This is a genomic window from Candidimonas humi (assembly GCF_019166065.1).
Classification (GTDB): Bacteria; Pseudomonadota; Gammaproteobacteria; order Burkholderiales; family Burkholderiaceae_B; genus Candidimonas; species Candidimonas humi.
Genome location: NZ_JAHTBN010000017.1, coordinates 25980 through 50919 on the forward strand (window position 1 = coordinate 25980; position 24940 = coordinate 50919).

Here is a 24940-nt window from a genome sequence, read left to right on the forward strand (position 1 = left end):
ATACAAATTATGTATTGTGAATGAGCTGTCAATATATTAGACAGGCAAAAACTTTGTGTCTAGACTGCGTTTCCATCACAAGAGGAGACATCAAATGAAAAACCGATCGATCGACGCAGCAGGCCGGAACCCCGTCATCGCGCAGGGCGTCGTGCCACGCCGACGGGCCATCCTGCAAGCGGCAGCCGCGGCGCTGACACTACCCGTGCAACCCCTGCTGTGGCAGCAAGCCGTCGCGGCGGAAACCTATCCGTCCCGACCCATACGCTTCGTCGTCGGTTTTCCCCCGGGGCAGACGACCGACATCATCGCTCGCGCTTATGCCGCAGCCATGAGCGGTATCCTGAAGACCCCCATCATCGTCGACAACAAAGCCGGTGCCAATGGGATATTGGCGGCACAAGTCGTGAAAGCGGCCGATCCGGACGGCTACACGCTGTTGTTCGGGACATCCGGCCAGATGGTGATCAATCCGGCGCTGTATGCCCATTTGAGCTACGACACGGCAAAAGACTTCGTGCCGGTAGCGCCGATCGCGCGCGGCCGCCTGTTCCTCGTAGTCAATAACGACTTGCCGGTACACTCGCTGCGTGATCTGCTGGCTTATGCCAAGGCGCACCCCGGAAAGCTGCGTTTCGGGTCCGGCGGAGTCGGGATCACATCGCACCTGGCGATGGAAATGCTGAAATCCGCCACCGGCCTGGATGCTTCCCACATTCCCTACAAAGGCTCGCCCGCAGCTCTGAATGCGCTGATCCGTGGAGATGTGCAGACCATGTTCGACTCGGGCGGATCGCTGCTGCCCCTGGTCAACTCAGGCAAGATACGCGCCATTGCCGTCTCGACCCTGGATCGATATCCGGGGCTTCCGAAACTGCCCACCGTGGCCGAACAAGGCGAGGCCGGCTTCCAGGTATACGCCTGGAATGCCGTGCTCGCCCCGCGTGGAACGTCCCCAGCGGTCGTGGACAAACTGCGCGGCGCATTCGCAGAAGCGGGCAAGGCCGGCGTGGTGCAAGCATCGCTGAAAGCTGCCGCGCACGACCTGCTCCCGGTGAATGCCGCCGACTTGGGCAAGTTCATCCAAACCGAAATCGCTCGCTGGCACCAGGCGGTAGCCGCGGCGGGCATCAAACCCGAATAAATCCATGAACCCAGTTGCTCATTCATCCATTGCTTCAAAACCTTACGACCAGGGCCAGCCCTGCGCGGAGGGCGACGCAGAGCCCACGCGCCGCCTGGCCACATTCGCCGCAGGCTTGAACTTCGAAGATATTCCGGCCTGGCTGGTAGAACGCATTCGCCTGCATGTCCTGGACGGCATCGGCGTATGCCTGCATGGCGCCCGCCTGCCCTGGACGAGATACGTTGCGGACATGGTCCTCGGCGAAGGCGGAAACCCGGTGGCCTCCCTATGGGGATACGGTGGCGAAACGCGCGCACGAACCTCGGTGACCCAGGCAGTGCTGGTCAATTGCACCGCTGGCCATGCATTCGAGATGGACGATATCCACAAAGAATCTGTTCTTCATCCAAACTCATTGGCCGTGCCGGTAGCCTTCGCATTGGCGCAGGCCTTGCCGGGCATAACCGGGCGCGATATCACGACCGCCATCGTCTCCGGTTATGAAGTCGGCGCCCGGGTGGGCAACGCCGCTACGACAGCCCTGTTCCTGAACGGCTTTCATCCGCAAGGCGTCACAGGCACATTCGTCGCCGCCGCGACGGCGGGACGCTTGCTGGGGCTGGATCCACAGGCCATGCAGCATGCGCTGGGCATCGCCGGCTCCATGGGGGCCGGCCTGATGGCCGCCCAGGAGGGCGCCATGGTCAAGCGCCTGCACGCGGGCCGTGCCGGACAGAGCGGCGTCTATGCGGCTTTACTGGCAAAGCGAGGATTCACCGGCATTGAAAACATTCTGGAAGCCGACTATGGCGGCTTCCTCAGCGCCTTCGCGCGCACCCCGCATATGGAGCGCCTGCTCGAGGGCCTGGGCACGCAATGGGAGGCCGGCAAGGTCGGCTTCAAGATGTACCCCAATGTCACGAGCATGCACGCGGCGCTGGATGCCTTTCGCCAGCTCCAACTGGAACACGGGCTGCAAGCCGCAGATATCGACCGTATTGCGGTAGGATGCGGACATATGACCTATGTGCACGTTGCATGGCCTTACCGGCCCACCAGCGTCACGGCGGCTCAAATGAATCTGTTTTACGGGCTCGCGGTCATGGCGTTGCGCGGCAGCTTGACGGTCGACGACTATGATGCGGATCACATAGACGCCCCGGACGTGATGGAGTTCATGCAGCGCATTCACCCTTTCGAAGACGAACGCATCGAGAATCGCGGCCCTGCCTTCCGCCACGCCGCCACGGTGCGCGTCCACACGCGTTCGGGTATGGTGTTGTCCAAAGATGTCTGGGAACGCCGCGGCAGCCCGGAAAATCCGGTGAGCAGCCAGGAAGTAGAGGAAAAATTCTTCGCCAACGTGGCACATCGAATTCCCGACGGCGCGGCGCGACGCATTACTGCCCTTGCCGGACGGCTCGACTCGCTGGCGGCGATCGACGAGCTCACCTCTCTGCTATAAGTTCTCCCGGGAATGACGATATGACACGAAATCCGGCACGGACCATGCGGGCCATCACCATCGAAGGCTACGGCGGTCCCGAAGCCGTCCGGCTGCGCCGCGACGCCCCGGTCCCCGTGGCCCGCGCCGGAGAGGTGCTGGTAAAAGTGGCCTGCGCCGGGATCAATTTCATGGACATCCATACCCGGCAGGGGAAATATATCGACTCGCGCATCTATGCGGTGCGGGCGCCCTGCACGCTGGGCATGGAAGGCGCGGGAGTGATCGTGGAAACCGGGCCCGGCGTGACGCGCCTGGCCGTCGGGCAACGGGTCGCCTGGTGCATCGCTTGGGGCGGCTTCGCCGAATATGTCGCCATCCCCGCGCGCCTGGCCGCCAGCATTCCGGACGAGATCGGCTTCGACACTGCGGCTTCGGCGATGTTCCCGGGATGCACGGCGCATTACCTGATCCATGACGTTGCCGAACTGACAGCCGACAGCACCTGCCTGATTCATGCGGCCTCGGGCGGCATCGGGCAGATCCTGATCCAGATGGCCAGACGTATCGGTGCCACCGTCTACGCCACGGCCAGCACCGGGGAAAAGCGCGCCATCGCGCTGCGGCGCGGCGCGCACGCCGCCCTGCCCTATGACGACGGGGGCTTTGCCGAAAAAGTGCGAGCGCTTACCGGCGGCAAAGGCGTCGATGTCGTGTTCGACTCATTGGGCAAGGCTACCCTGCGCGACAGCATGCGCGCCACCCGCACCCGCGGCCTGCTGATCAACTACGGCAACGTGTCGGGCTCGGTCAAGGATCTCGATCCGTACGAACTGGGCGAAGCGGGCTCGCTGTTCCTGACGCGGCCGCGCCTGGCCGATCACATGGCCGATGCCGAGTCCGTGCAAAGACGCGCGGACGCAGTGTTCGGCGCGATTCTCGACGGCAGCCTGGAAATCGAAATCGCGGAACGCTGCGCCCTCGAGGATATCGCCGCGGTTCATGCGCGCATCGAGGCGCGAGAACAAATCGGCAAGGCCGTGGCCTGGCTTTGATCCCCGATTCAAGCCTCGGATACAGACTGCACGGCCCGTTCGTCCACCCCCAGCTGTTGCCGCAGGCCTTCCCACCCCGCCGGGGTCACCTGCACCAAGCGCGAAGAGCGCGAGCGGCGTAGCCAGCCGCTGCGGCACATGGCAGCCATGAATTGCACCCCGAGCGGGCCGGCCAGGTGATGCGAGCGTTCGGTCCAATCCAGGCACTGCCGGGCAATGCCGCGCCGTGTCGGTTTCAGGCTGGACACATCCACGCCCACGGAGCCGAACCAGGCGCGGCCTCGGTCGGTCACCTCGTACAGCTTGTCCTCGCCCGGAACCAGGTAGCGATGCTCGACCAGGGCGCGCGTCACCGCCACGCCCAGGCGCCCCGCCAGATGGTCGTAGCAGCAGCGCGCCTCGTGTAGTTCCCGTGCCTGGCGGCTCAGGGGCTTGCGGCGCACGGCGGGCCTGATCGAGGCCAGTTGCTCCAGGGCCTGAGCGATCTGCGGGCCCGCCAGCCGGTAATAGCGGTGACGCCCTTCTTTTTCGCAAAGGACCATGCCGCCGTCCATGAGCTTGGACAGATGCGCGCTGGCAGTCTGCGCCGTGACGCCGGCCGAGTAGGCCAGCTCGCCCGCCGGGCGCGCGCGGCCGTCCATCAGGGACAGCAGCATCGCTGCGCGGGTGGGGTCGGCGATCAGGAACGCCACGGAAGATATATTGGGCAGGCTGTCCATGTTCTGGGCTCCGTATCGGCTGTAAATCAGCCATCTGTATCTTACGCCGCGGTGGGCGCCGAATGCTTCGACACGCGGCGAAGCATCGCCGCGGCAAGCCGGCATACAGTGGCGCCATGAACTCGCAAGACACCTGTACGCCCGACACCCCCGCCGCCACGCTCGGCACACCTTCCGGCCGGGAGCCGGGCTCCGGCATCCACCCCGTCCACCCGGCGCGAGAATCTCGAATCCTGGTGCTCGCGGCACTCTGCCTGGCCGTGCTGGTCGCCCAGATCGACACCGCGGTCGTCAACCTGGGGATGAACCCCATGGCGGTGTATTTCAAGGTCGACGTGCGAGCCATGCAGTGGGTGGCCGACGCCTACAACCTGGTCTATGCCGTGATGCTGCTGACGGGCGGCCTGCTGGCCGACCTGTATGGCCGCAGGAAGGTATTCGTGGCGGGCGCAGCCCTGTTCACGGCGGCATCGGTGCTGTGCGGCTGCGCCACAAGCATGGCTCCGCTCGTGGCCGGCCGGGCCCTGGCCGGCATGGGGGCGGCGCTGATGATTCCAGCCTCGCTGGCCATCTTGCGCGTCGTATGGCACGACGAAACCGAACGGGCGCGGGCGCTGGGCATCTGGTCGGGATGCAACGGGCTGGCTTTCGCGATAGCGCCCGCGCTGGGCGGCCTGGCGATCGCCTGGATGGGATGGCGCAGCATCTTTTTTCTGGTCGTTCCGGTGGGCACCGGCGCCATTGCATTGGCGCTGCGCGCCGTGCCCGAGTCATCCGCTCCGCAGGGCCGGCGTTTCGACCTTGCCGCACAGATGCTAAGTGCGGCAGCGCTCGGCATGCTGGCCCTGTCCGCCATCGAGGCTAGCCACAACCGTGCGCTGGCCTGGGGCTCATTGGCAATATCGGTGCTGGCCGGCGCATGCTTCATCCGCGTCGAGGCCACGCGCGGCGCGTCGGCCATGGTGCCGCTGCGCATATTCCGCCAACCGGTATTTCGCGGCGCGATCGCGGCGACCTCGGGCATGACATTCGGCATGTATGGCTTGCTGTTCCTGCTGCCCATGACCTGGCAGGCCACGCACACGCTGGACGCCATGCAGGCCGGGCTGGCGTTGATGCCCATGGCCCTGGCTTTCGTGCTGGTCTCTTCCTGGACGGGGAGACTGGCGGAAATCATAGGCACACATATTCTTACCTGCGGCGGAGTAGCGATCATCGGTGCCGGGCTGTTGGCCGTCGGAGCCAGCGCGGGCAGCTCGTCCGTGCTGCTTGCCCAGGCCGGCCTGCTGATGGCCGGCATAGGCATGGGGCTGGCGACCGGCCCGCTGATGGGCGCGGCCATCGGCGCAGTTCCGGCCGCGCAATCCGGGATTGCCTCGGCGCTGATCAATGTGGCCAGGATGGCTGGCGCCACGCTAGGCGTGGCCGTGCTGGGCGCGATCTATGCGGCCGCGGCCGATGCGACACAAGGGCTGCGGCTGGCGATGTATGTGGGCGGCTGCGCACAGCTCGCCTGCGCCCTGGCGGCATGGCCGGCCATCCGCGCCGGCCGCTAGTGCCGTGTCTCAGAAGTTCGCACCCATGAAATTGCGCCTTCGCGCGCAGGCCGGCGTTGCAAGCCTTGCAGGCCGCGCTGGGCCAGAGGCCCAGCCCTGCGCCAGGCACGGGCAGTCCGCAGGGACTGTCCGTGTCCGGGCTCAGCCTCGCGATAGTTACGACTATCGCTGTGGTTTGCGCCTTGCCCTGCACACGAATCCGTCAATTTCATTATGAGCACGAACTTCTGAGACACGACACTGCCCGGGGAAAGGATTTCCCGGCCTCGGGCGCCCCCGAGGAGCCCTTGCAACGTCACAGGGCCTGCAAAAACTGCGGCATCCAGTGCACGATCAGGGACAAAACGCCGCCGGCGATGGCCGCTGCGGCGTCCAGCAGGTCGACCTTGCGATGCATCACCCCATCGTGAACTTCTTTCAGGATGGCCGCCATCACTACGACACCAAAGGCCACGGCCGGGCCTTCCGGCATGAGGTAAGCGGACAACAGGGCGCCGGCCAGGAAATGCGCGAGCTTGACGATATGGGTAGCCAAGAAGCTACGAACGCGAGCGAGCCAAACCATGAGTATGCTGATTCCTTCTGCGCAATTCGACTGGTTGTTCGCCCGGGCGTCTGCAAGCAGAGATAAAAAGTCTCGAAACTGAGTGGAAAATGAGTCAGTCCAGCACTAAAAATATCTAAATATTACAGCACCGGGAGACTCGATTATAAGGGCGGAGTCCCGCCCTGCATCCACCGCCAGTGCCGGTATCAGTATGGGGGCCGGTCCATGACCGGTTTGAAGTAGCGGCCCCGATGAACACCGATGGCCGCCCCGCCATCGAAAACGGCGTAGGCCGCAGGCGCGCTATTTGGGGTTTCCTTCGTGACCTATTGCGCCGATTAACCCGTTGACAATGCGTGCGGCCTCGATGTCAGTGCCGGTTGTCATATTGATGATTCCATCAGAGATAGGGGCGCCGATACGCGGCTCCGCTACCAGCTTGCCATCTACAGTTATCAACAGCCAGCGCCCACCGTTGAACTGCGTAAGTTGGGCCAACCGCTGCGTACCCTGCCGGTTGAACTCGATGTGGACATATGCTTGCCCCTCGGAGGTCTTCATGGATTCGGCCAGAGCAAGATCGGCCCCAGTCAATACGGGGGGCGGGAAATAATACAAGACATACTTGCCTATGGGCAGCGGCAGCAGATTTTGTCCCGGCTGGGACTGCGCCAGGCGAAACTCCACTATCGTGGGCACTGTTGGCTTGGAGGCTGGCGCAGGCACAGGAGCTTGCGTCGGAGCCTGCATTGGTGGTGGCACTGGAGTCGGTGTCAAGGCCGCCCCTGGCGTCAGGGTCTGGACTGGTGCCAGGGCTAGAGTCGGCGCCGGCACCAATGTAGGCACCGATGCCGGTACCGGTGCTACTGGGGGTGCCGGTGCCGGCGTCGTAGTCAATGCCGGCTCCAAAGTTGAGGCCGACGTCACAGCCAGTGTCGGTGCCGGCACCAATGTGGTCGTCAATGCCGGCACCGGTACTACTGTAGGTGCCGATGCCGGCGTCATAGCCAATGCCGGCTCCAAAGTCGAAGCCGGCGTCACAGCCAGTGTCGGCGCCGGCACCAATGTAGGCGTCGATGCCGGCACCGGTGCTACTGTGGGTGACGGTGGCGGCGTCATAGCCAATGCCGGCTCCAAAGTCGAGGCCGGCGTCACAGCCAGTGTCGGCGCCGGCATCAATGTAGGCGTCGATGCCGGCACCGGTGCTACTGGGGGTGCCGGTGCCTGCGTCGTAGTCAATGCCGGCTCCAAGGTTGGGGTCGGCGTCACAGCCAGCGTCGGCGCCGGCACCAATGTCGGTGTCGAAGCCGGCAACGGTGCCAGTGGGGATGCCGGTGCCGGTGTCATGGCCAATACCGGCTCCAAAGTTGAGGCCGACGTCAAAGCCAGTGTCGGTGCCGGCACCAATGTGGGGGTCGGCGTTGATGCCGGTGTCGAGGCTGGCGTGGGCGCTGGGGCGGGGGCGGATGCTGAGGTCAAGTCCGATGCCGGCTCCAAGACTGGAGTCGGCGTCACAGCCAATGTCGGTGCCGGCACCAATGTTGGTGCAGATGCAGGAACTGGTGCAAATGTAGGAGCCAAGGTCGATGCTGACTCCGTAGTAGGAGTCGACGTCAGGGCCGATGCCGGCGCAGGCACCGGTGTTTGCCCCGGCGCCGATTCCGGTGTCGGCACAGGCGCCGATGCCAGCGCTGGAGTCGCAGTGGAACTCGATGCCGGCGCCGAAGCTTGGGTCGGAATCCCGGCAGTGGTTGACGCGGAATTTTGGGCCGAGGCCACAGCGGAGGCCGGCGTGGAATTTTGGGCCGGGACCATGGCGGAGGCTGATGCGGGATTTTGAACCGGGACCGTCACTGGCTCAGGCTTTTGGATCGACGCCGCGGCGTCGGCTGGCGCAGGCTTTTGGATCGGCGCCATGGCGGCGGGCGGCGCAGCGTTTTTGACCGGTGCCGCAGCGGCATTCGATTCAGGGGTTCGACCCGAAACCACCGTGGCGGCAGCCGGTACCGGGCTACCGATCATTGTCGAATCGGCCGAGGATATATCGGTCGGCACGTTCTGACACGCCGCCAGCAGGACGGCAGGCAGAGCGACGAGCAATATTCGCCTCATGTCAGACCCCTTTTCGAATGATCCTCCGCGAGAGAATAAACCGAATGAGGGAGATCATGAGCATCTGTCGACAGCTACAAGCGCAATCGATGCTTCCCAGCCACACCAGCGATACCCAAGTCGGGGCGCCCAGGCTTCCTGCCTGGGCAATCCTCCGGACTACTTTCCAGCGATCGTCTTGACGGCCCGTACAGCTTCCTGATCGGATTTGACGCCGATATCCAGCACACCCGACTGGATCGGCTGACTGATCGCATAAACCGATTCCAGCGAATTGTTCAGCGTCAGCACCAGCAGCCTGCCACGATACTGCTTGGTCAGGGCCGCCAGCTTCTGCGCCCCCAGAGCTGAAAACGTGAAACGGAGATAAGGGTGGCCGTCAGCCGTGCGCCGAGGCTCGACACCGGACAGATCGGCCCGGGTCAGCACCGGCTGCGGGTTGTACCAGAGCGAGCCATCGGGGAACTTGAGCTCGGACAGGCCGGCGGCCTTGGCCCGCTGGGCCAGCCGGAAATCCACGCGGGTCTGCTGAGCAGCGGGCGCGGCCGCTTGTTGCTGCACGGATTTCTGCGCCATTGCAGGCGGCTGCGTCAGTTGCTGCGACACTGGCGGCGGCGGCGTCAACGCAGAAGACTGGGTAGGCATCTGCTGGCAGCCCGCCAGGAAGGCAGCTCCAGCCATCATCCCCGAAACAACATAAATACGCTTCATACCACTAGTCTCCAAAACGTCAATGAGATCCCGAGGCGACAATTTCAACGCGCCTGTTGGGAGCCAGGCAGGCAATCAGCTCGCTCTGCTTACCGTTATTGCATTGCACCAGCGGGGCGCTCTCGCCCTTGCCGACAGCGCTCACACGGCCGGGCTCAACACCGTCGTTCACCAATGTCAGACGAACCGTATCGGCGCGCCGTTGCGACAGCGCCTGGTTGTATGGCTCGGAGCCCAGCCGGTCCGTATAGCCTACAACCGTCACCGAGGCATCGTTCCGCTGCCTGAGCTGGTTGGCAATCCGATCGACCGCCACGCGTCCCTTCGTCGTGAGCACGGCGCTGTCAAAGCCGAACAACACATCGCTGCTCAAGGCAAACGTTGCCGGTGCAGCAGGCTTCTGGCCGTTCAGAACGTCCGCGCAAGCGGCCGGCTTCCATAGAAAACTGCGTGCCAGCATGTCTTTGTCATACAAGATCTTGTATTGGCAAGTCTCATCGCCGTTGGAAGTCCTGAAGTGAAACAGATAGTCCCATTCACGCACGCCCGCAAAGCCCTCGCTGAAATGCGGACGCCCCAGCAGGCTGTAGATCTGGTCCTTGGTCATGCCGTTGCCTACGAGGCGCAGGCTGTCCAGATTGGGATAGGACCCATTGGTAAACGATGCATGGGCCGGGTCGGGCCAGACGGGTTTGTCCGTTGTGCCCTGGCCGGTAACCTGGCTCAGATTGCCGCAGGCGGACAGAGCCAGAATGGCCAGCAGGCTCCCGGCGCGCAGGGAGAAATCTTTCAAGGTATGTAACATGGAATTCATCCTAGGTTCGAGATATTGCGGCCTTACCATTGATAGCCCACGCCAACAGAACCGCCGTAGTCGCCGCGGGACGAGCCGCTGGCGGTTGCCTTGAGCACCCAATTGCCGTTATCGGTTACCCGCGACAAGCCCATGGCATAGCCGCTCTCGCCGCGCCACGTGCCGCCGGCAATACTGAACATGCTCTTGCCAGGCAGGTAGGCTTGAGGCAGGCCTGCCGTGGCAATGGCGGCGGCAATACCGGCGCTGGCCACGCGATCATTCCTGTTGATCTCGTTCTGCATGGTGTTCATGCCATTGGCTACGTTGGTGGCCAGATTGTTCAACTGGTTCACATTGACCGCGTCCGTGCCATTGACCCCGGGAGCCACATTCGTGATCGGCTGGTTGTTCATGTCAATGCCATTCTGGTTGATCGTCGGACCATCCTGAATGATCACCGCATTGGCATTGAGCGTGTCGGTTTTCACATTGTTGGCGGTGACGTTGGTCGCCGTGACGTTGGTTGCCGTCACATTGGTCGCTGTGACGCTATTGACGCTGATGTCCTGGGCCAGGCCGATAGTGATGCTGGCGTCGCCCGACCCCGATGCCGCAGGCGCCTTGTCGACGGTAATGTTGTTGCCCGCGACGAAAGTGACGGTATTGCCGTTATGAATCTCGGTCGCGCCTGTGGATCCGCCGCTGCCGCCGGAGCTCCCACTGCCGCTCGAGCCTCCCGTGCCCCCAGTACCGCCCGTGCCGGAGGTCGGGCCGGAGGCATCGACATTCCAGTGCAGGCTGTCGAGCACGTCGGACAAGCTGGCATACTGGTTGCCGCCATAGTTGATGACATTGCTCTTGCCATCGCTGGACAGCCCGATGTTCAGGGTATTGCCCATCATGCCCAACTGGTCTTCCGTCGCGGCCTGGCCCGACACGATGTTACTAGGATCGAAGACCTTGTTCTGCAGGCCACCGATCGTGCCCGTCGACCCGTTGACGATCACCGGATAAGCGCCGCCCACCGACACCTGGGTCGGCGCGATGCTGGTGGTATATGTGCCATCGGTCACTCCGACATTGCCCGCCGCTACCGTCGTGGTATTCGTACCATCCGTCACTACCGTGCCCGCCGCAGTAGTCGCCGTCGTGTTGCCCGCGCCGTCATCGATCGTCAACCCATTGTTGTCGATCGTGCTGTTGCCTATGGCCAGGCTGCCATCGGGCCCCAGATTCAGATTCTGCGCCAGCTTGATCGCCAAGGTGTCGGTTCCATCGGCCACCACGCCGATATTGTTGTCACTCAGCTTGCTGGTGTCGGCCCCGCCCTTCACATTGAGCGTCTGGCCCAGGTCCCGATGCACATTCGTGCCGCTGTCCCCGGCAAAGCCCAGGCCCTTGGTCGTGATATCGCTGCTGACCTGGCCCAACTGGTCTTCCGTAGCCGCCTGCCCGCTGGTGAAGTTGTCGGGATCGAAAGTCTTGTTGGTCAGCCCATTGACCGTGCCGGTAGCTCCATTGACGGTTACAGGGTGAGCTCCACCTACCGCTACCTGCGTCGGCGCGATGGTAGTGGTATTCGTGCCATCGCTCACGCCTACATTGCCCGCCGTCACCGTCGTGGTGCCGGCAGAGCCCGTCACCGTCGTGCCTGTCGCCGTAGTCGTCGTCTTGTTGCCCGACCCGTCGGTCATCGTTGTGCCTGTCGCCGTGGTCATCGTCGTATTGCCCGATCCGTCAGCCACTGTCGTGCCCATGGCCGTAGTCGTCGTCTTGTTGCCCGACCCGTCGGCGACCGACAGCCCGGTATTGTCGATCGTGCTGTTGCCTACGGCCAGGCTGCCGTCAGCCCCCAGATTCAGGTTCTGCGCCAACTTGATCGACAGCGTGCCGGTGGTGTTGTCGGCCACCACTCCGATATTGCCATCTGTCAGCTTGCTCGGGTCGGCCCCGCCCTTCACATTGAGCGTCTGGCCCAGATCCCGATGCACATTCGCGCCGCTATCCCCGGCAAAGTCCAGCCCCTTGGTCGAGATACCGCTGCTGACCTGGCTCAGTTGATCTTCCGTGGCCGCCTGCCCACTGGTGAAGTTGTCGGGATCGAAGGTCTTGTTGGTCAGCCCGTTGATCGTGCCGGAGGTCCCGTTGACGACTATGGGATTAGCGCCACCCACCGCCACCTGCGTGGGCAGGATGTTGGTGGTGTACGTACCATCGCCCACACCCACATTACCCGCCGCCACGGTCGTAGTGCCGGCAGCGCCCGTCACCGTCGTGCCAGTTGCCGTGGTCGTCGTCTTGTTGCCCGATCCGTCGACGACAGACAGCCCGGTGTTATTCACCGTCGTGTCTCCCATGGCGACGCTGCCCGATGCCCCCAGGTCCAGGTTGTTGGCCATCATGATCTCCATGTCGCCATCGCCGACGACATCGGTGCGGATATTGCCCGAGGACGCCGACGCGCCACTGGCCAATGAGCCGTGGATGCTCATCGTATCGCCCAGTGTGCGGGTGGTCTGTCCCACATCGCCCTTGAACGTGAGCGGCTTGCTGGCCAGTGAGTTCAACTGGCTAACATTCACCGCGTCGGTATCGGCCGAGCCCGCCGCAACGTTCGTAATCTTGTTGCCGCCGAAGTTCACGGCGGTGTTCGGGTTGACGACCAAGCTATTGCTGATGGCCGCGCCGCCATTCAGATTCGACATACCGGTAACGGTCGTACTGCCGCCCACCGTCAGGTTATTGGCGATGTTTACATTGTTGGCCAGGCCGAATTTGACCTGTTGCGAATTGGTCCCGCTGGTCTTGGTGACCACGATGTTATTGTCCGTGGCCGGCGACATATCCACCGAGCCGCCCGGCGCCACGGTCGCGCTATTCGTGCCATTGGCGGTCAGGTTCCAGCCCTGGCCTACATAGCTCAGAGCATCCTGAACATTGTTGTAGGTGTTGCTGTTGACGGTCAGGCTGGCCGTCACCTTGTGGGTGCCGGGGTCGTATGCCGAAGCCCCGCCCAAAGCCGTCGCTACGCTCTGGCCCGCGGTATCCAGGTCATTGCCCAGCGCAGTCACCGCGGCATTGGTGCCGAAAAGCTGGCTGCCGTTGATGGCATCGGTGCTGGCGGCGCTGACCCGCCCGGCCGCGACGTTGGTTATGGTGCGCTTGTCGCTGTCTGTTCCGACACTGACAGTGCCGACCGGGCTTGTGCCCGCAAAGTTGTACGTCACCTTGTCGACAGTGGCGCTGCTCGTGCCGACGGCCGCAGCCGTCAACGCGCCGTCGCCCAGCGCGACGGAACGTGCATTCAAGGCCTGAGCCCCCGTGCCGAACGCTGCCGCATTGACAGCCGTTGCGCTGGCCCCCGAACCTACCGCCAGGGACTGCACGGCCGTGGCCTGGGACCCGTCGCCAAATGCCGCGGCAGATTGCGCGTGGGCCGCGGCCCCTACGCCAACCGCCATGGCATTGACATCATCCGCCACCGCAGAATTGCCGATGGCGATACCGTTGACATTCTTTGCCTTTTCTTCATCGCTTTGGGGATTGGCAATCCCCGATCTGGCATTGGTGCCCAGGGCTATCCCGTCCGAGCCATAGCTGCCTGCACCTGTGCCGCTGGCCTGCGCATTAACGCCTGCAGCATTTGCGTTGGTGCCGCGTGCCTGAGAGCTCACACCCGAAGCATAGGCTCCAGTGCCGCTGGCTTGTGCATTCGTGGCGCTGGCCGTGCTGTCCGTTCCGGAGGCCTGAGAGCTTGCACCGATCGCCAGCGCCTCGAAGCCCTGCGCCACCGACTTGACCCCTCCCGCACGCGACGACGGTCCGATCGCAACCGCGTCGTCGGCCGTCGCCGCGGCCCCCGTCCCGATGGCAATGGCATTATCGACGGATGCACCCACGGCTTGCGCCTCCGTCAAGGCGCCGGACCCCATCGCAATGGAGTTATCGCCGTTGCTGTTCGCATTTTGTCCTATGGCGACCCCAGCCTGGCCATATGCGTTGCTATTGCTGCCCAACACCGTGGCGCTATCCGCATAGGCACGTGACTTGTATCCGATCGCAAGCGCCTGGTCCGCGTTCACCACGGCGGCGGAATTTCCAAGGGCCAATGCAGACTGGCCCTGCGCCGAAGCAGCCGGGCCAATAGCGAGCGCATTCGCACCGGAAGCACCGTCATTGCCCTTATTGGCCGGATCGCTGGCCGGGTCGACGCTGAAGTATTTCACTCCATTCGCAACGATCGCCGCATTCATTTGCTGCAGATTGACTGCGTCGGTGGCCAATACGGCATTGTCGACGTTGCTGATTCCCCCATGAGCGTTGTATGTGACGGCGTCGGCCGGCAATATATCAACCGTGCCGCTGGAAATGGCGCCTATGGCTTCCGCCACGGTACCGAAACTGTGTGAAGTTCCACCGCTGTCCTTGAGCGTGATCGCGCTATAGCTGCCATCGGGGTTCAGCGCCACCCCGCCGCCAATCAAAGTGGCGACACTCGTCTGCGCGCCTTGCAATTGCCGGACGTTGACGGCATCGTAGGGGTTCGAACCATCTGCTACATTCACGACCCGCCGCCGCACGCCCGCCGAGGTAGACCCCACCGACACCACGCCGGACGTCTGCGGCGCACTCCCGGTCAGATATCCCGAACCGTCCGCGTCGCTGCTTACGGCCGCGGAATTCAAGCCCAGCGCAATATTGCCGGCATCTGCCGCTGCGCCCATCCCGATAGCGACGCCATTCGTGGCAGCCTGCGCACTCGTACCCATCGCTACGGCAGAATCGGCGGCGCTGGCTTGATAACCCACCGCGGCGGCATCCTTGCCAGCCTTGGTCAAACCGCCAAGGGCAACGGCATGGGCCACTTCGCCCGCTCCCTGATTGGCCTCATAGCCCATGGAGACGTTGTATGCGCCGCTCAGGTCCGCCCCCGCCGAGGTCCCGATCGCAATGCTGCCGGTACTGGGGACCGCAGAGTTCACCGTAGCGTTCGAGCCGGCGCCCACGCCGATCGCGACCGTCTCGTTGCCGTACACGTTCTGGCCCGAATTCTGGCCGATGGCGATCTGGGAATGCCGGTTGCCACCCGGGTCTGCGGCCGTGCCGACGCCTGCTCCACTGCCCAGGGAAATACTGTCCGTCGGAGCAGCGCTGGCGCCGGTCCCCATCGCGATGGCAGAGTTGCCCGCCGAAGAGGATCCAATTGCGATGCCCGCCATATTCGCGGAAGACTGGCCGATTGCCACGGCTCCTGTTCCGGCTGCGTTTGCCTGCGCCCCCAGAGCCGTGGCCTGGGCGGCGCTCGCGGTAGCGTCCGTACCCAATGCCACAGCATCACTGCTGTAGTTGCCGGTAACCAGCGCCCCCTGGCCGATCGCTTGCGAACCCGACACCAAATCGGAATCCACCTGCGCCCCGTCACCGATCGCGGTAGTTTGCTTGCCCAAGGCCTGGGCATTTCGCCCTATGGCGATCGAAGCCTCGCCTTGTGCAGCGGCGCTCGACCCCAAGGCCGTGGCAGCGTCGCCCTGTGCAGCGGCGTTCAAGCCGATAGCTGCAGAATCGTCGCCCTGCGCAATCGCATTGGGGCCAATGGCCGTCGAGTCGGTTCCGTTCGCCTATGAATCCGCCTGAGTGGATTTCACATGGAAGTACTTGATGCCTGTCCCTTGCGTGTATAGATTGTTCTGGAGCGTGCTCAGATTGTCTTGGAGCGTGTACAACTGGCCGCCGTTGACGGCATCCGTGCTGCTCGAGGACACCGTTCCAGCCGCGACGTTCGTGACCTTCTGTCCGGCCATGCTGGCACCCTGGAAGGTGGGCGTACTCACCGTCGAGATGGTCAGGTCGGTGCCGCTACGTGTAATGGCGATGTTCTGGCCATTCTTGAACTGCACAGTCCCATTGGACGCGACCGGCGTGGCGGCATCCCCATTTGCCTGGACGCTCCAGCCCTTATAAGTCCCGCCGATGGCAGTATCGAGCTGAGATTTATTGACAGCGTCCGTCCCGGCGGACCCTGCCGCCACATTCGTGATTGGCTTGCCGGCGGCGTCGATTCCATCGGCCGTGACACTCGGGCCGCCCGTGATGGCCAGCCCGTTGCTGGTCAGCGCGCTGCTGCCAACCGTGAGCCCGCTGTTGTTCAGCATGCTGTTGCCGATCGTCAGGCTGCCGGCCGAGCCCAGGTCTATATCCTGTGCCAGCGTGATCTGTACGGTATTGCCCGTAATAGCCGTCACTACATTGTTCGGTGTACCGCTTATAGTTACGGCCTGACCAAGGCTGACGTCCGTACTTCCGGTATCGGCGTTGAATGTAATGGCATCGTCGGCAGCGGTCGAAGTCACGCTGAAACCAGCCAGGCCGACCCCTGCAAGCACAATGCTCGCAATCGCCAAGCGCCCCGTCGACTGCCCAGAACGCTTGCCGCGCGCCTTGGTGTTTTCCGAAACTGCAACAAACGTCCGCGACTGCTCATTCCAAACAGTCTTGTAAATCCGATTCATCACATCTCCCAGCAAACCTGTTAATTCGCATTGCCTCCTGCCACCGTTTCTCATAAGGGAAAAAGGTGTTCAGGAATAAGAAAATTCGCTAGGGCAATATAGGTTGATGGGGTTTGAAACAGATAGACGAAAAGCGATAACAATCAGTGCAAAAAATGCACAGCATGCCGAATTGACAGTGCTTGACGCGAACGCGTCGTCGGCACACCGTATATCGCCTATTGCGAATCCGTGGATTGAAGATCGGCGCTCAGCTGCAGTGTGCGATAAGCGCCCGGCGTGATGCCATAGTTGCGCTTGAACAGGCGGCCGAAAGAACTGGTATCGGCGAAACCACAGCGCCATGAAATATCCGAAATCGATGCACTGACTTCGGCTCTGCTGCCAAGCAGCCGAACCGCATGCTCCAGGCGCGTATGCTGAAGATAAGCCAGGAATTTGCGCCCTTCGGAATAGGTGGAAAAAAGTTTATGCACATAGCGCAGCGACACCCCGAAAGCCTGGGCCATGTGAGCAGCAGTCAACTGCGGATCATCATGATGATCACGTATCCACAGCAGCATGAGGTTGTAGAGGTTTATCCGGGCCTGCTCCGTATGCGTACCGGCCTCCATGTCGCTCTCCCCGCCTGCAGACTCGTGCAGCAACATCTGCACCAGCATGAAGACCAGGTTCCTGGTGAACATGGCACGCAACACCGGGTGCTTGCCGATAGAACACATCAGTTTCGAGCTGACTCCGGCCAAGAGCCCGGAAAGCGGCTTGGCCCACTCCTTTTCGGAAGAAAAGCAATGTCCCGCATGGGCCTCGAACACCGTGCGCCAGTCGCGCAGCAGGAAATCCGACATGGCCAGAATCGTGAAATCCACGCGCGAGTCGGACCGTTCGTACGGCTGGCGGGTATCGATAAGTATGAGGTCGCCCGGTTTCAAATCCGAGTGATAACGGCAATGCTCGATATGCGTCGCTACATTTGCCCGCATCAACAACCAGTCGGGGGTCTCACCGGTGTCGCAGGCAAGCTCTTGCACGCCCCTGGCCGAGCCGCAACTGTCGCCATTGGCAAACACCATGCAGGCATTGTCGAGCCCATGAAGTTCGATGCGCCCGATATAATCCGATTGATGAGTAGACCACATGGCCATGGCCATGAGCCGGCGTGCGAGGAAATCGCGCCAGAACTGAAACCGCCTTGTTGATACGACATCCCGGGTATCAAGAATTATCGGCTCATCTGGGACTCTCAAAAACCGCTCTCCTTGCCCTGTTCACCCACCCATAAGTGCTTCGCAACTTCGAAAGTCCCGCCCGAGGCAGATCGGACATAGATAGATGGGCCAGGAACCAAGTAGCGGCATAAGCACTGCCATTGTCTTTACGACGGCCCCATTCCTATAGACAATTCATGCAATTGAACCATGCAAAAAATGCACAATGTAATGAATTGACATTACTTGATGTTCAACCGTTCGTGACGCGCCGCGACCCGGCCGCCTTGCCAGAGACAGGAAACTTTATTAATAGAGAGCGGCTGCCATGCCCCCAATGAAACAGCCGGGGAGGCGCTGCAAAATGACAGCGCATTCATGCAAGCGGAAGCGCCGGCTGCATGGGGTGATGCAGCGGCGTGCGCCGCCCAAATACTAACGGCCGGGCGGAGCCGCCATAACTTATGGCAGCTCCGCCCGGCCGTTTGCGCGCGCTTGCTGCCGCCTGGCAGCAACGGCAATCAGGTCAAGCGATTGCGGACAATGCCGGACGGCGCGTAACCTTGCGCAATTCGCTGCCCAAGTACAAGGCAATGGCCCGCATCCCTGAAACGCCGGCCTCTTCTTCGGCGGCGCTGTTGTAGTTGGTATTGGTATTTACATCGTAGGTATAGAGCTCGCCGCGCTCGTCGGTGATGAACTCGATGCCCGAAATGCCTATGCCGTTGGCACGGATGAAGCGGCTGTAGGCATCAATGATGGGATGCTTGAAGTCTTCGATGATGCGAAAGCGCGGTGCGGGGCTGGCCGGTGCGGGCGTTTCCCCCACGGGGCAGAACTGGTCGCCCACCTGGCAGACATCCGCGGGGCAAAGCTCGAAACCCAGCGATGTGTCGACCCGCACTGCATACAGGAAATCGCCGCCTATGAATTCGACCCGGGTAATGAAGGGTTCGGGGGCACGGATGTATTCCTGCACCAGCGTGATGCCGTCCACGGAATCGTCGAACTCCGTGCCGCGCACATAGTCTTCCAGGGCCTGCACATTATGGAACAGGCGCACGCCCAGCCCTTTGCCGGCGCGGTTGTGCTTGGTGATAAAAGAACCGACGGAGCCGGACAGCTTGCGCGCGGCCGCGACGATGTTGTCGGCGCCTATGGCGGCTATGCTGCGGGGCGTGCGGATGCCGAAGTTCGACAAGGCGGCGTATTGCGCGATCTTGCTGACTTCCAGTTGCAGCGCCCGGCTATTGTTGATGACGCGCCGGTCGTGGGCTTCGAGCCAGGACAGCACGCCCGCGGTGTATTCCGGGGCATAGCGGTGGCCGCGCGTATGCGAAGATGCGCTCATGCGGTTGTAGAACACGCCCTCGGGCGGTTCGCTGTCCAGATCCAGCAGGCCTTCGTGCAGAAACCATTCTTCGTAGGGAAGATCGAATTCGGCAAAAGCCTCGCGCAGGGGTTCGACCCAGGCGTCGTTTTCGTGGATGACATGGATTTTCGACATGGCGACTTGCTCCGGATGGCGGGTCCCTGCGGGCACAGCCGCCCTTCGGTCACGCCATTGTTTTCAGCTTAACGGCCCAATGACGGACTGGGAACGAATCAATATGCATATTCTTATCAAGAATGGTTCTATGGGCCGCACCCGCTGGCGGCCTGTCGATATATAGCCGCCCGCCTCCCCTGCCGGGCGGGCAGCGGCGTGGCGGATCGGCCACACCCTATGTCGCCCGGCTCGTCTGCCCATCGGTTTCTCTTGCCATGTCAGTACCCTTGCGGAGAATCTTGCCGATAGCATTGATAATATCGAACGATCGCTCTAAAATCTGGCGAACAAGCACTATCCATGCAGCACAACAAATAGAAAAGCGAAGGACGAGACATGTCTGATTTATTCAGCCTGGCCGGCAAGACTGCCTTGGTGACCGGCGCCTCGGGCGGCCTCGGCGCCCATTTCTGCCGCACACTGGGCAAGGCCGGCGCCGCAGTGGTGCTTGCGGGCCGGCGCATCGAGCCGCTGCAGCGGCTGGCCGACGAACTGCGGGAATCGGGGGTGGCCGCGCATCCGCTCAGCCTGGATGTCACCGACCCCGAATCGGTACGGGCCGGCTTCGAACAGGCCCAGACCCTGTGCGGCCCGATCGATATAGCGATCTGCAATGCGGGCATCACCGTCACCAAGGACGCCCTCGCCCTTGCCTCCTCGGAATGGGACCAGGTTCTCGACGTCAACCTGAAAGGCTGCTGGCTGGTGGCCAGCGAAGCAGCGCGGCGCCTGATCGCGGCCGGCCGGCCCGGTTCCATCATCAATGTCTCTTCCATATTGGGCCACAGGGTCGCCGGCAAGGTGCTGCCTTATACCGTGTCGAAGGCCGGGCTCGAACAAATGACCCGCGCCCTGGGGCTAGAGTGGGCGCGCCATGGCATCCGCGTCAATGCGATCGCGCCGGGCTATGTAGAAACGGACCTGAACCGCGAGTTCTTCGCTTCCGAGGCGGGGGCCGCCATGATCCGCCGCATTCCGCAGCGCCGGCTGGGCCGCGCGTCCGACCTGGACGGCGCGCTGCTGCTGCTGGCTTCGGACGCCTCGGCCTACATGACCGGCAGCTCCATCGTCGTCGATGGCGGCCATCTGCAGTCCACGCTCTGACGGCGCGCCACTCGCCGCAACCTCACCCACCACCATTACGCACGGGAACACCGGAACATGGATTTCACACTATCCGAGCAAGGCGAATCGTACCGCCGGCGCATTCGAGAATTCGTAGAAGCCGAGCTCATCGGGCTGGAAAACGATCCGGCTTCCTACGACGAGCACGAGAATATTGCCGAGCCGCTGCTGCAGGCGCTGCGCGAGAAAGCCCGGGCGCAGGGGCTATGGTGCCTGCAGATGCCGCGCGAACGCGGCGGCCAGGGTCTGCGCATCAGCGAGATGGCGGCCTGCTACGAAGAAATGAACCGTTCCATCTTTGGACCGGTGGTCTTCAATTCCGCCGCGCCCGACGACGGCAATATGATGGTGCTGGAAAAAGTCGCCACCTCCGCCCAGAAAGAGCGCTGGCTGCAGCCCATCATCGACGGCAAGGTGCGTTCGTCCTTCGCCATGACCGAGCCCGCCCCGGGATCTGGATCCGACCCGTCCATGATGCTCACCCGCGCGCAACGCCAAGGCGGCGACTGGGTGGTAAGCGGAACCAAGCATTTCATTACCGGCGCAGGCGTGGCCGCGCACTTCATACTGATCGCCCGCACCTCGGACGACAGCCGCAAGGGGCTTACGGCTTTTCTGTTCCACCGCGACGACCCCGGTTGGGAGATCGTGCGCCGCATTCCCATCATGGGCCCCGAAGAGCACGGCGGGCACTGCGAACTGCGCTTCGACGGCCTGCGCATCCCCGACGAGAACCGCCTGATGGAAGTGGGCGACGGCCTGAAGCTGACCCAGATCCGCCTGGGGCCCGCGCGGCTCACCCACTGCATGCGCTGGCTCGGCCTGGCCAAGCGCTCGCTGGAAATCGCCGGCGAATACGTATCGCGGCGCGAATCCTTCGGGCAGCGCCTGGCCGAGCGCGAGGGCGTGCAATGGCTGCTGGGCGAAGCGGCGATGGCCATACAAGTCGGGCGCCTGCTGACCATGCACGCCGCCTGGCAACTGGACCAGGGCAGCTACGCGCGCAAGGAAGTCTCCATGGCCAAGGTCGCGGTTTCCGAGACGCTGCACAAGGCAGTGGATACCGCCATCCAGCTATGCGGCGCGCGCGGCTATTCCAAGGACACGCGGCTGGAATGGATCTATCGCTACGCCCGCCAGGCGCGGCTGGTCGACGGCGCTTCCGAAGTCCACAAGATGGTGCTGTCGCGCAATCTGCTGGCCGAAGGAAGCGACTTCTGGCATTGGGGGTAGAAACATGTCGGCACCAGCCAGCCACCCCGCGCCGCAAGAGGCTCCCGAGACCGCCCTGGCGGAATTCATCAGGCAGCGCACCGGCGCGCGCCGGGCCAGCGTACTGGAATTCCGGCGCCTGTCGGGCGGCGCCATACAGGACAATCATGCTCTGGCCCTGTCGCTGGAAGGCGGCGACAGCCCGGGGCGGCTGGAAGTCGTGGTGCGCAGCGACGCCCCTTCGCGCATCGCCGCCAGCCTCGACCGTGCCCAGGAATTCCATGTGCTCGCCGCCGCCTTCGAGGCGGGAGTCACCGTGCCGCGGCCGCTGTGGCTATGCACCGATACATCAGTGATCGGCCGGGTCTTCAGCGTCATGAGCCTGATGCCCGGCTCGGCCTCGCCGGCGCGGCTGCTGCGCGGCGCCATAGGCCCCGACCGGGCGCGCGCCCTGACCCGCCGCCTCGGCGCGGAACTGGCGCGACTGCACACGATCCGCCCGCCGCGCGCCGATCTCGGTTTCCTGCCGGTGCCGGACGGCCCCGCCGCCCATAGCCGGCTGCGCGGCTATCGCGAGGCGCTGGCGCAAATTCCCGATTCGCGCCCCGTGCTCGAATGGGCCTTGAACTGGCTCGAGGACCACGCGCCGGCCGATGCGGGCCTGGCATTGTGCCACTGCGATTTCCGCACCGGCAATTACCTGGTTCAGGATGGACGGCTCACCGCCGTGCTGGATTGGGAATTCGCCGCCTGGAGCGACCCTTATGAAGACCTGGGATGGCTGTGTTCGCGCAGCTGGCGCTTCGGCGTCGCCGAAAAAGAGGTCGGAGGCCTGGGCGACAAACAAGACCTGTACGCAGGTTACGCCGAACACGCGGGCACGGAAGTCGATCCGGCCAAGGTGCTGTACTGGGAAATCATGGCCATGGTGCGCTGGGCGATCATCGCCCTGCAACAGGCGCAGCGCCATTTGTCGGGAGAACAGCATTCGCTCGAGCTGGCACTGACCGGGCGCATGCTGCCGGAAATCGAATTCGACCTGCTGCGGCAGGTCTGCGACATGGAGAACGACGATGCTCGATCTGCCCCGCGGCCCTGAACTGCTGGACACGGCCAGGCGCGGCCTGCTGGAGGAAATCCTGCCCGCCCTGCCGCCCGAACAGGCTTATACCGTGCGCATGATCGCCAAGGCCATGGCCATCGCCGCACGCGAACTGGAACTCGGCGCCGGCGCCGCAAGAGACGGCGCGCGCTCGATTGCAGAATTCCTGGGCGAAGAAGGCGCTACGCGGATCGGCGCTGCTACGTCCCCGGCGGGCGCCGAGACGGCCGCCGGCGACCGCGCCGACCGGGCGCAAGCCCTGCTCGCCGAATGCATACGCAAGCGCGCCATCGCGCCCGAACGCGAAGGCCAATTACGCGCATTGCTGCTGCAGCTTACTCGTGCCAAACTGGCAGTCAGCAACCCGAAATATCTGTCCCGCGAACGAGCTTGAAAGCCATCCGGCAGCGCAAGCCCAAGGCCGGGTACGGGCACAAGAACACACGAGACATACATAAACAACGCAGACAAAGGCAGGCATAGAAATGGCGAACCAATTCCAGCACGGGCTCGGCAAGCGGCCCGCCAATTACTCCGCCCTGACGCCGACCAGCTTCCTGAAGCGCTCGGCCTGGATCTTCCCCGACAAGATCGCGGTAATCGATGACGACACCAGCCTTAGCTACCGCCAATTCTACGAGCGCTGCCGCCGCATGGCCTGCACCCTGGAAGAAATCGGCATCGGCGCGGGCAACACGGTTTCCATACTGTGCCAGAACAGCCATGAACTGCTGGAAAGCCATTACTCCGTCCCCATGACGGGTGCGGTGCTCAACGCCCTGAACACGCGCCTGGACGCGGCCACGCTGCGCTTCATACTGCAGCACGGCGAGGCGCGCCTGCTGTTCTACGACACCGAATTCGAACAGCTCGTGGCGGAAGTCGTGGCAGGCATGGATACGCCGCCGCTGCTGGCCTGCATAGAACACGTCGCGCCATCGCGTCCGGGTTTCGCCGCCCTTTCCTACGAAGACATGATAGAAGCCGGAGACCCGGGCTACGAATGGAAAAAGGTCGATGACGAATGGGACGCCATCAGCCTGAACTACACCTCGGGCACCACCGGCAACCCCAAGGGGGTCGTGTACCATCATCGCGGCGCCTACCTGGCGGCCATGAGCAACGCCATGGCCTTCAATATGAATCCCGACACCGTATACCTGTGGACGCTGCCCATGTTCCATTGCAACGGCTGGGGTTATACCTGGGCGATCACCGCCATCGGCGGCACGCATGTGTGCCTGCGCAAGGTCCAGCCCGACGCGGTACTGGAACGCATCCGCAACCATGGCGTCAGCCACATGTGCGGTGCGCCCGTTGTGCTGAACATGCTGCTCAACGACTTCGAGACCCGCGGCATCGAACTGGATCGCCCGGTGCAATTCGCCCTGGGCGGCGCCGCGCCTCCAAGCCCCGTGGTCAGGCGTGCGCAAAAAACAGGTTTCGACATCACGCACCTGTATGGCCTTACCGAAACCTACGGGCCCGCGGCGCTGTGCGTGCGCCAGGATGCGTGGCGCGATCTCGACCCCGACGCCCTGGCGCAAAAGATGGCGCGCCAGGGCGTAGCCAGCTTCGCCATCGACGAGATGCAGGTGCTGGCCATGGACGGCAGCGCCGTCGTGCCGGCCGACGGCAGCACACTGGGCGAACTGGTGCTGCGCGGCAACACGCTGATGAAGGGCTACTTGAAGAACGAAAAAAGCACCGAAGAAGCCTTCAGGGACGGCTGGTTCCACAGCGGCGACCTGGCCGTGATGCATCCGGACGGCTATGCGGAAATCAAAGACCGCGCCAAGGACATCATCATCTCGGGCGGCGAGAACATCTCGAGCCAGGAAGTCGAAGAAGTCCTGTATCGCCACCCCATGGTCTACGAAGCCGCCGTCGTGGCGCTGTCCGATGCGCACTGGGGAGAAGTCCCCTGCGCTTTCGTATGCCTCAAGCCCAATGCAGGGCCGATCAGCGAACAGGACATCATCGACTTTTGCCGGGCCGGCATGGCCGCATTCAAGATACCCAAGAAAGTGGTGTTCGGCGAACTGCCCAAGACATCCACCGGAAAAATACGCAAGAACCTGCTGCGCGACCAACTGAAGCCGTCCTGAATGAAGCCGTCCTGAAACCCGAAGGCATCGCGCCGGCCGCGGGCGGCGCCCGCGGCACACC

Annotated in this window: 19 protein-coding genes and 1 pseudogene; 10 read left to right on the top strand and 10 right to left on the bottom strand. The window is 63.1% G+C overall.

Features of this window, described 5'->3' with window-relative positions:
• Positions 1 to 94: 94 nt before the first annotated feature.
• Genes KVP10_RS20620 through KVP10_RS20630 form a run of 3 tightly spaced genes read left to right on the top strand, consistent with a single transcriptional unit; the run spans position 95 to position 3625 of the window.
• Positions 95 to 1144, top strand: a complete 1050-nt coding sequence (locus KVP10_RS20620; RefSeq protein ID WP_217966640.1) for a Bug family tripartite tricarboxylate transporter substrate binding protein — start codon at positions 95 to 97, stop codon at positions 1142 to 1144.
• A 4-nt stretch (positions 1145 to 1148) separates the two neighbouring features.
• On the top strand, positions 1149 to 2591 hold the full coding sequence (locus KVP10_RS20625) for an MmgE/PrpD family protein (RefSeq protein WP_217966641.1): 1443 nt from the start codon (positions 1149 to 1151) through the stop codon (positions 2589 to 2591).
• A 44-nt stretch (positions 2592 to 2635) separates the two neighbouring features.
• A complete protein-coding gene (locus tag KVP10_RS20630; protein ID WP_217966673.1) occupies positions 2636 to 3625 on the top strand; it encodes a quinone oxidoreductase family protein in 990 nt (329 codons plus the stop codon).
• Between the two features lie 8 nt (positions 3626 to 3633).
• On the opposite strand, the gene KVP10_RS20635 is transcribed toward KVP10_RS20630, so the two are convergent.
• Positions 3634 to 4344 (bottom strand): ArsR/SmtB family transcription factor, encoded by a 711-nt coding sequence (locus tag KVP10_RS20635; RefSeq protein WP_217966642.1) that lies wholly within the window; start codon positions 4342 to 4344, stop codon positions 3634 to 3636.
• Positions 4345 to 4460: 116 nt separating this feature from the next.
• On the opposite strand from KVP10_RS20635, the gene KVP10_RS20640 reads away from it, so the two are divergent.
• The gene (locus tag KVP10_RS20640; RefSeq protein ID WP_217966643.1) at positions 4461 to 5900 is read left to right on the top strand and encodes an MFS transporter; all 1440 of its coding nucleotides are present in this window, start codon (positions 4461 to 4463) and stop codon (positions 5898 to 5900) included.
• Positions 5901 to 6195: 295 nt separating this feature from the next.
• Here KVP10_RS20640 and KVP10_RS20645 read toward each other — a convergent pair whose 3' ends face one another.
• Both KVP10_RS20645 and KVP10_RS20650 read right to left on the bottom strand, forming a co-directional pair.
• The gene (locus tag KVP10_RS20645; protein ID WP_217966644.1) at positions 6196 to 6435 is read right to left on the bottom strand and encodes a hypothetical protein; all 240 of its coding nucleotides are present in this window, start codon (positions 6433 to 6435) and stop codon (positions 6196 to 6198) included.
• 315 nt (positions 6436 to 6750) lie between these two features.
• Positions 6751 to 7146: a SecDF P1 head subdomain-containing protein gene (locus KVP10_RS20650; RefSeq protein ID WP_217966645.1), complete on the bottom strand. Its 396-nt coding sequence runs from the start codon at positions 7144 to 7146 to the stop codon at positions 6751 to 6753.
• 253 nt (positions 7147 to 7399) lie between these two features.
• Here KVP10_RS20650 and KVP10_RS20655 point away from each other — a divergent pair, with 253 nt between their 5' ends.
• Positions 7400 to 8287, top strand: coding sequence for a serine-rich family protein (locus KVP10_RS20655; protein ID WP_217966646.1), 888 nt, complete (start codon positions 7400 to 7402; stop codon positions 8285 to 8287).
• A gap of 431 nt (positions 8288 to 8718) precedes the next feature.
• On the opposite strand, the gene KVP10_RS20660 is transcribed toward KVP10_RS20655, so the two are convergent.
• The 7 genes and pseudogenes from KVP10_RS20660 to KVP10_RS20690 form a co-directional block, all read right to left on the bottom strand.
• Complete coding sequence (locus tag KVP10_RS20660; RefSeq protein WP_217966647.1) at positions 8719 to 9270, bottom strand: SecDF P1 head subdomain-containing protein; 552 nt, start codon at positions 9268 to 9270, stop codon at positions 8719 to 8721.
• Between the two features lie 19 nt (positions 9271 to 9289).
• Entirely contained in the window at positions 9290 to 10075 is a 786-nt protein-coding gene (locus KVP10_RS20665) for an OmpA family protein (protein ID WP_217966648.1), read from the bottom strand.
• 32 nt (positions 10076 to 10107) lie between these two features.
• Positions 10108 to 15285 carry a YadA-like family protein gene (locus KVP10_RS20670; RefSeq protein WP_376811005.1) on the bottom strand — a complete coding sequence of 1726 codons (5178 nt, stop codon included), beginning with the start codon at positions 15283 to 15285 and terminating at the stop codon, positions 10108 to 10110.
• Between the two features lie 12 nt (positions 15286 to 15297).
• Positions 15298 to 15672 (bottom strand): annotated as a pseudogene (locus KVP10_RS21620) (hypothetical protein); the annotation flags it as partial.
• Between the two features lie 12 nt (positions 15673 to 15684).
• Positions 15685 to 16575 carry an ESPR domain-containing protein gene (locus tag KVP10_RS20680; protein ID WP_217966650.1) on the bottom strand — a complete coding sequence of 297 codons (891 nt, stop codon included), beginning with the start codon at positions 16573 to 16575 and terminating at the stop codon, positions 15685 to 15687.
• A 218-nt stretch (positions 16576 to 16793) separates the two neighbouring features.
• On the bottom strand, positions 16794 to 17822 hold the full coding sequence (locus KVP10_RS20685) for a helix-turn-helix transcriptional regulator (protein ID WP_217966651.1): 1029 nt from the start codon (positions 17820 to 17822) through the stop codon (positions 16794 to 16796).
• 487 nt (positions 17823 to 18309) lie between these two features.
• Complete coding sequence (locus KVP10_RS20690) at positions 18310 to 19290, bottom strand: ATP-grasp domain-containing protein (protein WP_217966652.1); 981 nt, start codon at positions 19288 to 19290, stop codon at positions 18310 to 18312.
• Between the two features lie 378 nt (positions 19291 to 19668).
• Between KVP10_RS20690 and KVP10_RS20695 the strand changes: the two genes are divergently transcribed.
• From KVP10_RS20695 to KVP10_RS20715, 5 genes are all read left to right on the top strand, one after another.
• Complete coding sequence (locus tag KVP10_RS20695) at positions 19669 to 20436, top strand: SDR family NAD(P)-dependent oxidoreductase (RefSeq protein ID WP_217966653.1); 768 nt, start codon at positions 19669 to 19671, stop codon at positions 20434 to 20436.
• A 57-nt stretch (positions 20437 to 20493) separates the two neighbouring features.
• Positions 20494 to 21690 carry an acyl-CoA dehydrogenase family protein gene (locus tag KVP10_RS20700; RefSeq protein ID WP_217966654.1) on the top strand — a complete coding sequence of 399 codons (1197 nt, stop codon included), beginning with the start codon at positions 20494 to 20496 and terminating at the stop codon, positions 21688 to 21690.
• A gap of 4 nt (positions 21691 to 21694) precedes the next feature.
• Positions 21695 to 22768 (top strand): phosphotransferase family protein, encoded by a 1074-nt coding sequence (locus KVP10_RS20705; RefSeq protein WP_217966655.1) that lies wholly within the window; start codon positions 21695 to 21697, stop codon positions 22766 to 22768.
• A complete protein-coding gene (locus KVP10_RS20710; protein WP_217966656.1) occupies positions 22743 to 23165 on the top strand; it encodes a DUF6285 domain-containing protein in 423 nt (140 codons plus the stop codon). The genes KVP10_RS20705 and KVP10_RS20710 overlap by 26 nt, the downstream gene beginning before the upstream one ends.
• A gap of 91 nt (positions 23166 to 23256) precedes the next feature.
• A complete protein-coding gene (locus KVP10_RS20715; protein ID WP_217966657.1) occupies positions 23257 to 24879 on the top strand; it encodes an AMP-binding protein in 1623 nt (540 codons plus the stop codon).
• Positions 24880 to 24940: the final 61 nt, after the last annotated feature.

What these genes read in the sequence shown, in the direction of transcription:
- KVP10_RS20620 (WP_217966640.1), top strand. Translation starts at nt 95, where the DNA reads ATGAAAAACCGATCGATCGACGCAGCAGGCCGGAACCCCGTCATCGCG.
- KVP10_RS20625 (WP_217966641.1), top strand. Translation starts at nt 1,149, where the DNA reads ATGAACCCAGTTGCTCATTCATCCATTGCTTCAAAACCTTACGACCAG.
- KVP10_RS20630 (WP_217966673.1), top strand. Translation starts at nt 2,636, where the DNA reads ATGCGGGCCATCACCATCGAAGGCTACGGCGGTCCCGAAGCCGTCCGG.
- KVP10_RS20635 (WP_217966642.1), bottom strand. Translation starts at nt 4,344, where the DNA reads ATGGACAGCCTGCCCAATATATCTTCCGTGGCGTTCCTGATCGCCGAC.
- KVP10_RS20640 (WP_217966643.1), top strand. Translation starts at nt 4,461, where the DNA reads ATGAACTCGCAAGACACCTGTACGCCCGACACCCCCGCCGCCACGCTC.
- KVP10_RS20660 (WP_217966647.1), bottom strand. Translation starts at nt 9,270, where the DNA reads ATGAAGCGTATTTATGTTGTTTCGGGGATGATGGCTGGAGCTGCCTTC.
- KVP10_RS20665 (WP_217966648.1), bottom strand. Translation starts at nt 10,075, where the DNA reads ATGTTACATACCTTGAAAGATTTCTCCCTGCGCGCCGGGAGCCTGCTG.
- KVP10_RS20670 (WP_376811005.1), bottom strand. Translation starts at nt 15,285, where the DNA reads ATGGCGGGCATCGCAATTGGATCCTCTTCGGCGGGCAACTCTGCCATC.
- KVP10_RS20680 (WP_217966650.1), bottom strand. Translation starts at nt 16,575, where the DNA reads ATGAATCGGATTTACAAGACTGTTTGGAATGAGCAGTCGCGGACGTTT.
- KVP10_RS20690 (WP_217966652.1), bottom strand. Translation starts at nt 19,290, where the DNA reads ATGTCGAAAATCCATGTCATCCACGAAAACGACGCCTGGGTCGAACCC.
- KVP10_RS20695 (WP_217966653.1), top strand. Translation starts at nt 19,669, where the DNA reads ATGTCTGATTTATTCAGCCTGGCCGGCAAGACTGCCTTGGTGACCGGC.
- KVP10_RS20700 (WP_217966654.1), top strand. Translation starts at nt 20,494, where the DNA reads ATGGATTTCACACTATCCGAGCAAGGCGAATCGTACCGCCGGCGCATT.
- KVP10_RS20705 (WP_217966655.1), top strand. Translation starts at nt 21,695, where the DNA reads ATGTCGGCACCAGCCAGCCACCCCGCGCCGCAAGAGGCTCCCGAGACC.
- KVP10_RS20710 (WP_217966656.1), top strand. Translation starts at nt 22,743, where the DNA reads ATGCTCGATCTGCCCCGCGGCCCTGAACTGCTGGACACGGCCAGGCGC.
- KVP10_RS20715 (WP_217966657.1), top strand. Translation starts at nt 23,257, where the DNA reads ATGGCGAACCAATTCCAGCACGGGCTCGGCAAGCGGCCCGCCAATTAC.